At 41.3% G+C, this 12825-nt stretch carries 10 protein-coding genes and 1 pseudogene; 10 read left to right on the top strand and 1 reads right to left on the bottom strand.

Features of this window, described 5'->3' with window-relative positions; translation table 11 throughout:
* The first annotated feature begins 37 nt into the window (after positions 1-37).
* Positions 38-463 carry a hemerythrin domain-containing protein gene (locus AAEZ22_RS02395; RefSeq protein ID WP_011329866.1) on the top strand — a complete coding sequence of 142 codons (426 nt, stop codon included), beginning with the start codon at positions 38-40 and terminating at the stop codon, positions 461-463.
* Positions 464-567: 104 nt separating this feature from the next.
* Here AAEZ22_RS02395 and AAEZ22_RS02390 read toward each other — a convergent pair whose 3' ends face one another.
* On the bottom strand, positions 568-981 hold the full coding sequence (locus tag AAEZ22_RS02390; RefSeq protein WP_011329865.1) for a hypothetical protein: 414 nt from the start codon (positions 979-981) through the stop codon (positions 568-570).
* A gap of 428 nt (positions 982-1409) precedes the next feature.
* Here AAEZ22_RS02390 and AAEZ22_RS02385 point away from each other — a divergent pair, with 428 nt between their 5' ends.
* The 9 genes and pseudogenes from AAEZ22_RS02385 to AAEZ22_RS18760 all read left to right on the top strand — a co-directional run.
* Entirely contained in the window at positions 1410-3770 is a 2361-nt protein-coding gene (locus AAEZ22_RS02385; protein ID WP_352296034.1) for a TonB-dependent receptor, read from the top strand.
* 25 nt (positions 3771-3795) lie between these two features.
* A complete protein-coding gene (locus tag AAEZ22_RS02380) occupies positions 3796-5961 on the top strand; it encodes a dihydrolipoyl dehydrogenase family protein (RefSeq protein ID WP_352296031.1) in 2166 nt (721 codons plus the stop codon).
* A gap of 1 nt (position 5962) precedes the next feature.
* Complete coding sequence (locus tag AAEZ22_RS02375; RefSeq protein ID WP_248473900.1) at positions 5963-6793, top strand: DUF547 domain-containing protein; 831 nt, start codon at positions 5963-5965, stop codon at positions 6791-6793.
* Positions 6780-8078: an ABC transporter substrate-binding protein gene (locus tag AAEZ22_RS02370; protein ID WP_248473901.1), complete on the top strand. Its 1299-nt coding sequence runs from the start codon at positions 6780-6782 to the stop codon at positions 8076-8078. Before AAEZ22_RS02375 ends, AAEZ22_RS02370 begins: the two co-directional genes overlap by 14 nt.
* Positions 8075-9829 (top strand): ABC transporter permease, encoded by a 1755-nt coding sequence (locus AAEZ22_RS02365; protein ID WP_352296026.1) that lies wholly within the window; start codon positions 8075-8077, stop codon positions 9827-9829. The genes AAEZ22_RS02370 and AAEZ22_RS02365 overlap by 4 nt, the downstream gene beginning before the upstream one ends.
* 39 nt (positions 9830-9868) lie before the next feature.
* Positions 9869-10507 carry an ATP-binding cassette domain-containing protein gene (locus AAEZ22_RS02360; protein ID WP_089369152.1) on the top strand — a complete coding sequence of 213 codons (639 nt, stop codon included), beginning with the start codon at positions 9869-9871 and terminating at the stop codon, positions 10505-10507.
* A gap of 16 nt (positions 10508-10523) precedes the next feature.
* Entirely contained in the window at positions 10524-11168 is a 645-nt protein-coding gene (locus AAEZ22_RS02355) for a CDP-alcohol phosphatidyltransferase family protein (protein WP_352296023.1), read from the top strand.
* Positions 11161-11952 carry a sterol desaturase family protein gene (locus AAEZ22_RS02350; protein WP_352296020.1) on the top strand — a complete coding sequence of 264 codons (792 nt, stop codon included), beginning with the start codon at positions 11161-11163 and terminating at the stop codon, positions 11950-11952. The genes AAEZ22_RS02355 and AAEZ22_RS02350 overlap by 8 nt, the downstream gene beginning before the upstream one ends.
* Positions 11953-12078: 126 nt before the next feature.
* A pseudogene (locus AAEZ22_RS18760) lies at positions 12079-12332 on the top strand (IS110 family transposase); the annotation flags it as partial.
* Between the last annotated feature and the right edge of the window lie 493 nt (positions 12333-12825).

The following is a 12825-nucleotide window of genomic DNA, read 5'->3' as shown; positions in this document are numbered from 1 at the left end:
TCATATTATTTAAACAATGAGTAAAGTAGGAAATAAAATGAATATTTTTGAAGCACTACGCGCCGATCATGACATACAGCGTAAGTTAGTAGATGCGCTTATTCAAACTCATGGTGATACAGATGAGCGTCAAAAGTTAATGCTTGAACTAAAAACACAGCTAAAACAACATGCAAAGTTTGAAGAGCGTTATTTTTATAACCCACTGATGTTTGAAGATCTAACCCATGAAAAAGCCCGCCATAGTGTGGCAGAACATCATGATATTGATGAATTAATTGAACAACTTGAAGAAACCGATAGGAGTTCACCAGCGTGGTTGGTTGCTGCTAAAAAACTCCATCATTTAGTGCATCATCACTTAGATGAAGAAGAGCACGAAGTATTTCAACTAGCCGGCAAAGCACTTACCGAAGGGCAAAAAGAAAGCTTAGCTGAGCACTACAACGATGCAATGCACTAACTGCTGCAGTAACTACTTTATACGCTATAACTTTAACTTTGATACACTCCCTTGTGTACTATTTGGTTATAAGCCAAGCGGCTTATAACCAATTTTTTTATGTATTACTTTATAGTAAATTTTACGTCTTGGTCGCGCAGTAAGTACAACGCAAAACACGCAGCCCACATTGGCCATGCAGTAAAGAATAATAAGTTGTTAAAGCCATCTATGTACTGGTTGTACGATGAAAGTGTAGACAAGCCATGCATTACAAAAATGATTCCGTAAGTAAGTCGCTTTTTAATACCCGCCAAAAATGCTAAGACTAAAACTAATTGCAGCGCACCTAACACATACGCCACTATATCTGTTGACCCACTAATGCCATAAAACTTTTCAAAAATACCGGCGCTATGTGCCGGGTTCACAAATTTATCCAGCGTCCACATTATCATTACAATAAAAACACCCACACGCAGAGAGAGTAAAGACCACTGCAAACGGTTTTGTAGATCGGCACTGATTGGATTTGTCATAAAACTTCCTTTAATAAAAATATTAATAAACTATTAAATTATCAAGACCGTATAACTTGGTTTTTATTTCAAAAAAGTATAATTATTTTTAATTACCATTACCTACTTAGCTTATTAACAGTTAAAGCACGGCTTATTTTAAGTATTTAAACGCTGTACATAAAAGCTAATAAATATAATAGGTTAACTGCTGGCAAGTAGACTACAATTTAAAAATATGTTTAAAAGCAATTATTTATAATCTGTGTAATATCGTCACTCTATTGCTATTTTTTTACAAATGAAACGGCAATATTTTATTAGCACGCTTTAAACGCAGCTGTTTTGTTATGCCCTAAAAAATAAAAAGAATCGAAACTTTACTGAAAGTTATTTTTACACCTTTCGGTCTTTATCATCATCAACTATTAACAAGAAAGAGAAAGCCCTTGAAATACCAATACTTAGCCCTATCGTTAGCAAGCGTATTAAATACCCCACTGCTGGCGCAAGCTGCCCAAAGCTCAACAGTAACAACCAATAATACCATAGAGCACATTGAAGTAGCTGGCCAAGTTATTAAATCTCAAGGCCTTTCAGTTAAAGATGCCAACATAGATGGCCCATTTGGCGACAACTTAGCACTAAAAGACATAGCACGTTCGGTAACGCCTATTTCGAGCGAGCTAATAGAGCAGCTTAACATTACCACGTTACAAGATGTGCTTGCAGTAAGCCCTAATACCTATTCAGCAAGTGGTTTTGGCGCGCCAAGTTTACCCACAATACGCGGCCAATTAGGTGAGCTTTTTCAAGATGGTACACGTCGTCAAGCGGGCAACAATGGCTTTGGTGTACCGTTATCGTTCAACGCTATAGAACAAATAGATGTAGTAAAAGGTGCGCCACCGGTATTATTTGGCTCAAGCCAACGCAATGGTGGGTTTGTAAACTTACACTCTAAAAAAGCCGCTACAGACGAAAGTAAAGGTAAAGCAAGCTTATCGGCAGGACGATGGGATCAATATCGTGTATTGGTTGACTACAGCGCCCCCATAGTAAAAGACAAAGTAGGTTTTAGAGTTAGTGCAGAGCATATTGATAACGGCAGTTATTACGACTACTCTGGCACAAAAAGCGACAGCTTATTTGCAGCCCTGCGTGTATTTCCTGATGATAAAAGCAGCTGGGATCTTAATTTTGAATTATACCAAGTTGAATTTACCGATAACGCCGGTATTAACCGCCCTACTCAGGCGTTAATAGATGACGGACTTTATATTACCGGCCAAGGTGTGCAAGCAAATGGTAGCACTGTACCTTTAGCGGGTTCGATTATTTCGCCAACCGGGCAAGTTAAAATAGACCGCAGTACCGTACTGACCGATCCTGATAATCAAAACGAAGCCACTACTTACTTGCTACACAGTATTTATAAACGTGAGCTTTCTAGTCACGCGTCAATTAAAAACATTTCCTACTTTCAGCATTTACAACGTGATGAAATTGCACAAAACAGCTTTGTTGAAATTATAGAGGGTGCCGATACCGCGCAAAACCGTACCGAGCTTACCTACCTTTGGAATAGTAACCAGCAAACTATTTTTGCCTTTGATGTACGTTATAACCGCGTATTAGGTTACAGCCAATTTACCACCGAAGCCGACTTACCCATAGATTTAACTGGCCCACTTTCAAATAGACGCATACCGCTAAGTGCAGAGCAACAAGCACGCTTTATTGAACTTCGCCCAGGTGTATTTGTATCGCCGGGTGGTCAGTACGATATTAATAATGACGGCAGTGGCGACTTTAACTTATCAGACACCACAGACTCACGCTCATGGCAAACAGGGGTGGCTATTCAGCAAGATTCTGATTGGACTAATAAGTTTCATACCAGTGTTGGCTACCGCGTTGACTTTTATGACGTAGAAGCAAACGACCCAATAGCACCTGTAGGGCAAATTGCCGCCAGCGACAGCATTAACGACACTTTGCATTCAGGGCAAGTAAGTTTTAATTACCGATTAAACGATGATTACACCACTTATGGCGCAGCAAGTTACAACGAAGCCACATCAAATAGCATGGCTGGCGGCACTACACTTGGCGGCGACAATACCATTAGTGCGCAAAATTTTGCCACCGAAAATACCCTAGTTGAATTTGGTTTAAAATATGCACCAACCAATAGCGATTGGTACGCCGATGGCGCAATATTTAGCCAACGCCGTAGTTTACGTAACCGCGATGGCAGTAATACCGGTATTCGCACCACAGGTTTTGAAAGCCAAGTATTTTACGATGCCTACCCGTATTGGTTAAGCGCAGGCTATAGCTACATTGACGCCCGCTACGATAATTCTGCAAGTAGTCAAGATTCTGCCCAAGTAGCCGATGCATTTGACAATTCTCGTCCTGATATTATTGCAGGCACCAGTGTGGGCGCTCCTAGTTTTACCGCATTTGCGCCTTCAAGTAGCCAAGTTCAAGGCATTCCAGAGCAATCTTTTAGCTTTAACGGAAATTATTCAATTAATTCGAAATGGCAAACGGGTTTTTCAGGTCTATATACAAAGAGTTACCCATTAGACTTTTTGGCAACCGTACATATTCGCGATCAGTACACATTAAACGTAAATACTAGCTATGCTTTTACGCCTAGCACCAAGTTACGCTTAGATGTAAACAACGTTACCAATCAAAAAAATTGGCGCCCTGTATTTGAAGGCGGTTATTTTGGTGCAACCTTGGCTTTTCCTGAATTACCAATAAACGCAAAACTGACGCTTACGCATAATTTCTAAACAGCAATGCTAGAGAAGAGAGAACATGATTAAAAAAATACTTTTGTTATTGATTGCAGCGGTCGCCATCGGCCTGTTCTTTCATTTTGATTTGCACCAACTACTTACGCTTGAGGGCTTAAAAGGGTCGATGGATCAGTTTAGCCAATATAAAGCGCAATCTCCGCTATTAATAATTGGCGGATTCTTTTTATTGTATGTGGTGGTTACTGCATTGTCTTTACCGGGCGCGGCTATTTTAACACTGGCAGCGGGTGCTTTATTTGGCTTAGTTGAAGGCTTATTGGTTGCATCGTTTGCATCAACCATAGGTGCTACATTGGCCTTTTTAGTATCACGTTACTTATTGCGCGACACCATTAAAAAGCGCTTTCCTGATCGTTTAGCAGCCATTGATGCAGGCGTTGAAAAAGAAGGCGGCTTTTACTTATTTACGTTGCGTTTAGTGCCGGTGTTTCCGTTCTTTTTAATCAACTTGTTAATGGGCGTAACAGCCATCAAGTCATGGACTTTTTACTGGGTAAGCCAAGTGGGTATGCTAGCCGGTACATTTGTATTTGTTAATGCCGGTACGCAGCTTGCTCAAATAGAGAGTTTATCGGGCATTTTATCGTTGGACTTAATTTTATCATTCGCTTTATTGGGCGTATTCCCATTTATTGCTAAAGGAATTTTAAACGTGTTTAAAAAACGTCGTGTATACAAAAGCTATACTAAACCTAAAAGTTTCGACCGTAACATGATTGTTATTGGCGCGGGTGCTGGTGGTTTGGTAACAAGCTATATTGCCGCTGCTGTTAAAGCAAAAGTAACCCTTATTGAAGCGGGCGAAATGGGCGGCGACTGTTTAAACTACGGCTGTGTTCCAAGTAAAGCGATAATTAAAAGCGCTAAAATTGCAGAGCAAATTCGCCACGGTGAACACTACGGCCTAGAAAACATGACACCGCAGTTTTCGTTTAAAAAAGTAATGGCGCGTGTTCATAAAGTAATTGCCGATATAGCACCGCACGACAGCATAGAGCGCTACACTAATTTAGGCGTAGACGTAGTAAAAGGCTACGGCAAATTAATCGACCCGTGGACGGTAGAAATTAAACTTAATGATGGCGGCACGCAAACATTAACTGCGCGTACTATTGTTATTGCCACTGGCGCACGCCCATTTGTACCGCCACTACCCGGTATAGAAGAAACTGGTTATGTAACAAGCGATACCTTGTGGGATAAATTTGCAGCGCTTGACGAAGCACCTAAAAAGCTTGTAGTACTTGGCGGCGGCCCTATTGGCAGCGAATTAGCCCAAAGCTTTGCCCGTTTAGGTTCAAGCGTTACGCAAATTGAAATGGCGGAGCGCATCATGATCAAAGAAGATCTTGAAGTGTCTACCTTTGCTCATGAAGCATTGAGCGAAAGCGGCGTTAACATTTTAACCTCACATCAGGCATTACGTTGTGAAGCGCGCGACGGTAAAAAGTACATTATTGTTAAACGCCTTAACGAAGGCAATAATGAAGAAATTGCTATTGAATACGACGAACTGCTATGCGCTGTTGGCCGCAGTGCCCGCCTTAAAGGTTACGGTCTTGAAGAGCTAGGCATTGAAACAAACCGCACAGTAGTAACTAACGAATACCTAGAAACACTGTACCCAAATATTTTTGCAGCAGGCGATATTGTAGGTCCATACCAGTTTACACATGTTGCAGCCCATCAAGGTTGGTACGCAGCGGTAAATGGCTTATTTGGTAACCTTAAAAAGTTTAAAGTAGATTACCGTGTTATTCCGTGGACTACGTTTATTGACCCAGAAGTAGCACGTGTTGGCTTAAACGAGCAAGACGCAAAAGATAAAGGCATAGATTACGAAATTACTCGCTTTGAATTTGAAGAGCTAGACCGTGCAATTACCGACAGCGCTACAAAAGGCTTTATTAAAGTGATTACACCAAAAGGCAAAGACAAAATACTCGGTGTTACTGTGGTGTCTGAACACGCTGGCGATTTGATTGCTGAGTTTGTACTGGCAATGAAACACGGCTTAGGCCTTAACAAAATACTCGGTACTATACACAGCTACCCTACTTGGGCTGAAGGTAATAAGTACGCAGCAGGTGAGTGGAAACGCGCTCATGCACCTGAAAAAGTGCTTAACTTGCTCGAAAAATATCATACGTGGCGTCGAGGCTAATATGTTTAACACAACATTAAAGCCTTTATTATTAAGTGCGACATTACTTGCGACGGCGCTTATAACGTCGCTTTCAAGCCAAGCGCAAAGTACGACTAATAACCTGCACGATAGCTGGAATGCATTGTTAAATAAGCATGTTGTCGCTATTAACCATAATCACAGTACTGAGGTTGATTACGCTGCCATAAAACGTGAGCATGCACAGCTAAAAACGTATTTAGATTCGTTAACGGCTGTAACGCAAAGCGAATTTGACGCGTGGGAAAAGCCTAAGCAACTCGCTTTTTTAATCAATGCTTATAATGCGTGGACTGTTGAACTTATATTGACAAAGTACCCAGATCTTAAATCAATTAAAGACTTAGGGAGCTTTTTTAGCTCACCATGGAGTAAAGAGTTTGTGCCATTACTTGGCAAAACTCGCAGCCTTGATGACATAGAGCACGGTTTAATTCGTGGCAGCGGTAAATATAACGACCCACGTATTCATTTTGCTGTAAATTGTGCAAGTATTGGTTGCCCTGCGCTGCGCGGGGAGGCATTCACAGCTACTGAACTAGAGAGCCAATTGCAACAGCAAACGGTGCGTTTTTTATCTGATACAACACGTAATTTTGCGCAGGAAAATACGCTAAATATCTCCTCTATATTTAAATGGTACGGCGATGACTTTGAAAAAGGTTTTAGAGGTGCAGACACGCTACAGCAGTTTTTACTGCAATATAGCGATGCACTTAAACTAGTACCCGCTCAGCAAAAAGCGCTTAGAAATAATGACATGAAAGTAAAATTTTTAGACTACAACTGGGATTTAAATGCACGCCAGTAAGTTTTGGCAAACAGCTACGCGTTACAGTGTTTACTGTGTCGCGTTTTGCGTTTGCCTAATAACAAGCTTAAGTACTTTTGCTAATAACAGCGCTCATAATATGAGTAAAGAACTACTCACTCGCTGGGAAAATATTGAAACGCTTGGTAATAACCAAAGCGTGTACTTTTATGCCTGGGGCGGCGACGCGCAAATAAATGCCTATATTCAATGGGCTGCCCAGCAAGTTAAAACTAAATATAATATTAACTTAGTGCATGTAAAGCTCAGCGACACCAGCGAAGCAGTAAGCCGAGTGTTGGCCGAAAAATCAGCACATAATAATGACCAAGGCAGTGTTGATCTGGTATGGATAAACGGCGCTAACTTTGCCACTATGAGCGAGCACGCATTGTTGTTAAAACAGTGGGCAAATAAACTACCACACTTTGCCTACACAGATCCCGCTAATAACCCTGCAGTTAATTTTGACTTTGGCATACCCACAAACGGTATGGAAGCACCGTGGGGGCAAGCATCGCTCACCTTTTATTACGACAGCATTGCAATAAATAAACAGGCAAACAACAAACTCCCTACTACATTAAACGAATTATTAAACTGGAGCGCACAAAACCAGGGGCGTTTTAGCTACCCAAAGCCGCCTGATTTTTTAGGGATGAGCTTTTTAAAATACGCCTTAGTAATACTGCATCAGCAAAGTAGTGAAAGCATTAAAGCGCAGTTAAACCAAGCGGCTACCGCTAACAACACAGCACAAGTGTTAACCCCACTGTGGGACTTTTTAAATAAGCTACACCCTACGCTTTGGCGTGGTGGCACTCACTTTATGCAAAGTGGCGCGCAAATGCGCCGTTTAGTAGACGATACCGAGCTAAGTATTGCCTTTACCTTTTCAGCACCCGAAGTGCCCGCAGCCGTTAAACGCTACGATTTACCAAAAAGCATTCGCAGCTATGCAATGGCTGATGGCAGTTTAAGTAATACTCACTTTGTGGCAATTCCTTATAATGCAAGCCACCCGCAAAGCGCGCAATTAGTCGCTAACTTTTTATTAAGCCCTGAGGCACAAGCCCAAAAGCAAAAAGCACATATATGGGGCGATAAAAGCGTACTTATTCAATCAACGTTAACGCCTGATCAGCAAGCCTTATTTAAAACAGCTAAACCACATCCAAGTGCACTGCCTTTAAACAGTATTAAACGCACATTGAGCGAGCCACACCCAAGCTGGGTAAACGCCATTCTGCAAGGTTGGCAAACCCGTTATGGAGTAAGCCAATGAGTGTTGTTAGCAATAAAGTGGCGACAAGCCATGGGCCTCACGCCCGTAAAAGCCATGATATGTTTAGTAAAATAGTAAAATTAAGCCCACGTTTTTTACTCGTTTTACTTATTTTACCCGTACTTGGCGGCTTAATTAGTGTGTTACTACCCGCCTTTGGTTATGCCCCTGCACTTGATCAAACAACACTTGGCTTGCAAGGTTTTACCATGCTTTGGCAAACACCCGGCCTAATAAATATGGCTATGCTAAGTATTGGTACCGGTTTAATAAGTACCTTACTTGCTTTTATTATTACTTTGATGATTTTAGCCGCTTTTTTTAACAGCCCTTGGCTTAACCGCATTCAGCGTTTACTGAGCCCTATTTTAGTGATCCCACACGCTGCAGCGGCTATTGCGGTAGGTTTTTTAATTGCCCCTTCAGGCATGATTTCGCGAATTATATCGCCTTGGTTAAGCGGGTGGGAACTTGCACCAAACGGCCTATTTCCGCATGACTCGTTCGGCATTAGTATAATTTTAGGGTTAACGCTTAAAGAGCTGCCATTTTTGTTATTAATGGCACTAGGCGTACTGGCGCAGCCTGAGCTTGGCAAAAAATTACGCCAGCAACATAAAGTTGCGCTTAATTTGGGTTACTGCCCCATGACCGCCTTTTTTAAAGTAATACTCCCTAGCCTTTACCCACTGCTGCGTTTACCTATTTTAGCTGTGCTCGCTTATGCCAGCGCCAGTGTAGAAATGCCACTTATTTTAGGCCCAAATACACCGCCAACATTAGCGGTAGCTATTATGCATTGGTTTAACGATGTCGATTTAAACTTACGCATTAAAGCCTCAGCCGGTGCTTTGCTACAACTGGCACTCACGGGCGGGTTACTTGCGCTTTGGCTTGGCGGCGAAAAAGCGATAAAGGTATTGTTTAGCGACTCACTCACTAACGGGGTGCGCGAATACGGCGGGTTTTATTGGCAAAAACTAACGATAATACTCACAGCTTTAGTGATCGGTTTTATTTTACTGTCGCTAATTGCCCTTATTTTGTGGTCGGTTGCGGGCTTTTGGCGCTTTCCCAATGCACTCCCTGAGCAATTTACACTACTGCATTTTAACAGTGCATTAATGCAAATGAGCAACCCTCTTTTTAATACCCTAGCTATTGGTTTAGTAACAACTGTATTTGCCATTACGGTTACTTTATTGTGTTTAGAGTCGGAGCAGTTAAGCGACAAACCCATCTCTCGCTTTACCAGTTTAATTATTTACTTACCGCTATTAGTACCCAGTATTGCCTTTTTGTTTGGCCTAGTATGGATACAACAATGGGTAAATAACCAAGCCGCATTTTTTAATGTGGTGTTTACCCATTTACTGTTTGTTTTGCCTTACGTATTTTTGTCACTCGCGAGCAGTTATAGGCGGTTAGACTCTCGCTTTGCGCGCGTTGCAGCAAGTTTGGGTGCAGCGCCTTGCAAAGTGTTTTTTAAAGTAAAATTACCGCAGTTATTTGCACCTATTTTAATTGCAGCCGCATTGGGATTAGCGATCAGTTTTGGCCAATATTTACCAACACTTTTAGCCGGTGGCGGGCGTATAGCCACCATAACAACCGAAGCAGTTACCCTGGCAAATGGCGCAAGTAGGCGCACCAGTGCCGTATACGCTATTATGCAAATGGCACTCCCGCTTATTGGATTTATACTGGCATGGGGTTTACCTAAGTACTTTTTTAAAAGCGCACGAGTGTAAAGCTCCCACAGTAAACAGTATTGAGTTAAAGGTTTTTTAATGCAGTCATCTTTACAGATTAAAAATTGTCAGCTTTATCGCCAAAATGAGCGACTACTTAGCTTAAACGAGCAAGTTAATGGTGGTGAAATTCTAACGATTATGGGCCCATCGGGCAGCGGTAAATCAAGCTTATTAAATTGGCTTACAGGTACTTTACCCAGTGGTTTTAAAGCCAGTGGAGAGGTGTGGCTTAACGGTAAAAATATAAATGATTTACCCACGCATTTACGCCATATTGGCGTACTGTATCAAGACGCTTTATTGTTTTCGCACTTAAGTGTGGCGGGTAATATTGCTTTTGCTATGCCCAAAGGGGATAAAAAACAACGCATTGACAAAATAGCACACGCACTTGAGCAAGTTGGTTTAAAAGGAATGGCCAATCGCCATCCCGATAGCTTGTCCGGCGGTCAACAAGCACGCGTTGCCCTATTACGACTGTTATTAAGTGAGCCAAAAGCTATTTTACTCGATGAGCCTTTTAGTAAGCTCGACACGCAACTGCGCGTTGATACCCGTGAATTGGTGTTTAGCCAAATACGCCAACATAAACTGCCTGCCATTATGGTAACGCACGATCATAGCGATTACGACGCTGCAAACGGTAAACTTTTCACCTTAAATACTGTACTTTAAGCGCACAAGGCTCCCTATGTTAGATAAATTTATCACCCCTGTAATAAAGCCACTGTTAAAGCCTGTGGTAATGCTGATACATAAGCGCGGCATAACACCCGATCAGCTAACGGTATTTGGCTTTTTAATTGGCTTGCTCACAGTGCCATTACTTGCTTTTGAAATGTGGTACGGTGCATTAGCTGCCATTGTTTTAAATCGCATTTTAGATGGGCTTGACGGCGCACTAGCACGCCATGCTAATTTAAGCTCAAGCGCCGGCGGCTTTTTAGATATTACACTCGACTTTTTATTTTACGCGGCCATTCCGCTTGGCTTTATTTTGGCAAACCCCGAACAAAACGCCATTGCAGGCGCTATATTACTCGCTGCATTTATTGGCACGGGTTCAAGCTTTTTAGCCTTTGCCATAGCCGCTGAAAAGTTTAAACTCGAAAAACCACAATTTAAATACAAAAGCTTTTACTACTTAAATGGCTTAACCGAAGGCACAGAAACAATAGCGCTATTTATAGCCTTTTGTATTTGGCCGCAGCACTTTGCCCTCCTCGCTGGTATATTTGCTTTTGCCTGCGCCATTACCATATTTACCCGTATACATGGCGGCTACCACACACTTAAACAGCAAGAAGCCAATGAGGTTATAAATAATAATGACTAACGAAGTTTGGTGGCGACTCGGTTGCTTTTTTAGCATTTTAGTCATAATGATGCTGCTTGAATGGCGACAACCCGCAAGGCAATCGCCCATTAAAAGCAGCACTCGCTGGTTTGCAAATTTTGGCTTAGTGTTTGCCTCATCTATCATTGCGCGCTTAGTTGTACCTATTGGTTTAACCGCAGTAGCACTTTACAATCAAGAGCACAGCATTGGCTTATTTAACCAACTAGCCATACCTAGCATAATAGCCATAGTGCTAAGCCTTATATTGCTCGATATACTCATTTATTGGCAGCACAGATTGTTTCATAAAGTGCCACTATTATGGCGTTTGCACCGCGTACACCATGCCGATGCGCATGTAGATACCAGTACCGGCCTGCGCTTTCACCCTATCGAAATTGTGCTTAGTATACTTATAAAACTTATTGCAGTTACTGCACTTGGCGTACCCGCCATTGCCGTACTTATATTTGAAATCGCGTTAAATGCACTCGCCTTGTTTAACCATGCAAACATACGCCTACCAAACGCCATTGAAAAGCCACTACGCCTTATATTAATGACGCAAATACTGCACCGCATTCACCACAGTAAAGTAGTGAGTGAAACAAATTCAAACTATGGCTTTAGTGTAATTTGGTGGGACAAACTTTTTGGCAGCTATAAAAGTGAGGCCAAAAAAGTCGACGCAGAAATAGATATAGGTTTGGTTGAATACCCAACTGCAAAGCAAAATGCCTCGCTGTGGGGGTTACTCATCATGCCGTTTAAAAACAAGTAAAAACAACTATATTGCACTTTACACAATGCCAATCTACTTAAAAGCCCTTTGATGTAGGTTGGTTTAAATAAAATACTCCATGAATACGCCAGGTTAAAACTTTAAGGCGTCTGTTTAATTTCTAAATTTTTAAGGCAAACATTTGTAGAATGGGCAGGCTTTACTATTTGTTATTCATTTTGGGAAAAGCATATTATCGGCAGCAAGAGGCCAAAGGAAAACCCCATAATACCATCATCAGATCATTAGCATTTAAGTGGATAAGAATACTATTTAGGTGCTGGAAAACACATACGCCCTACGATGAATCAACTTACTTAATCGCATTGAAAAGTAAGGGATCACCGCTGTTAAAATTTGCGGTGGAAAGTGAGCTTTAGTGCTTGCTGTCCACCTCAGGGCGTGTTGTTAGCATTAAATTATCTGTAAAGTTCAAGATTGTCTTTGTTGAATAAAGTAGGTGTAATTTTATAATAAACAGCAAACCAACCTGTTATTGCAACGATGACTCCGATATTGTACTCAGTAAAAAAGGGAATATAAGTTAGTAATACAACGATTAATAATAAATAAAGCAAAAATGTAATCCAAAATAATTTTGAACTGACCAACTTCAATCTTACATTACAGTCAGCACACTTAAAGTAAAGTGGAAATACGGAAAAAGACAAACTGAAAGGTTTGATGTTTTTAGTACAATTAGGGCAAATAGACATAAACTTCCTTGTAATGCTAACTAGGCTGTAGAATAACTCCAACAGCCAAAATTAATTTAAAAACGAGCTCCTACAATTAATTCTAAGCGCTTTTAGAGCATTAGGTAATGCATTTGGAACCCATAAAACAGGCTGTTTTTCTTAAAAAAGAGTAATT

This window comes from Pseudoalteromonas sp. 20-MNA-CIBAN-0454, assembly GCF_040308685.1.
Taxonomy (GTDB): Bacteria; Pseudomonadota; Gammaproteobacteria; order Enterobacterales; family Alteromonadaceae; genus Pseudoalteromonas; species Pseudoalteromonas nigrifaciens.
The sequence above is the reverse complement of the archived record's forward strand: the minus strand, read 5'-3'. Positions and strand labels throughout refer to the sequence as shown.

Coding starts and splice junctions, on each gene's coding strand:
- AAEZ22_RS02370 (WP_248473901.1), top strand. CDS start 6,780: ATGCACGCCAGTAAGTTTTGGCAAACAGCTACGCGTTACAGTGTTTAC.
- AAEZ22_RS02350 (WP_352296020.1), top strand. CDS start 11,161: ATGACTAACGAAGTTTGGTGGCGACTCGGTTGCTTTTTTAGCATTTTA.
- AAEZ22_RS02395 (WP_011329866.1), top strand. CDS start 38: ATGAATATTTTTGAAGCACTACGCGCCGATCATGACATACAGCGTAAG.
- AAEZ22_RS02380 (WP_352296031.1), top strand. CDS start 3,796: ATGATTAAAAAAATACTTTTGTTATTGATTGCAGCGGTCGCCATCGGC.
- AAEZ22_RS02390 (WP_011329865.1), bottom strand. CDS start 981: ATGACAAATCCAATCAGTGCCGATCTACAAAACCGTTTGCAGTGGTCT.
- AAEZ22_RS02355 (WP_352296023.1), top strand. CDS start 10,524: ATGTTAGATAAATTTATCACCCCTGTAATAAAGCCACTGTTAAAGCCT.
- AAEZ22_RS02360 (WP_089369152.1), top strand. CDS start 9,869: ATGCAGTCATCTTTACAGATTAAAAATTGTCAGCTTTATCGCCAAAAT.
- AAEZ22_RS02375 (WP_248473900.1), top strand. CDS start 5,963: ATGTTTAACACAACATTAAAGCCTTTATTATTAAGTGCGACATTACTT.
- AAEZ22_RS02365 (WP_352296026.1), top strand. CDS start 8,075: ATGAGTGTTGTTAGCAATAAAGTGGCGACAAGCCATGGGCCTCACGCC.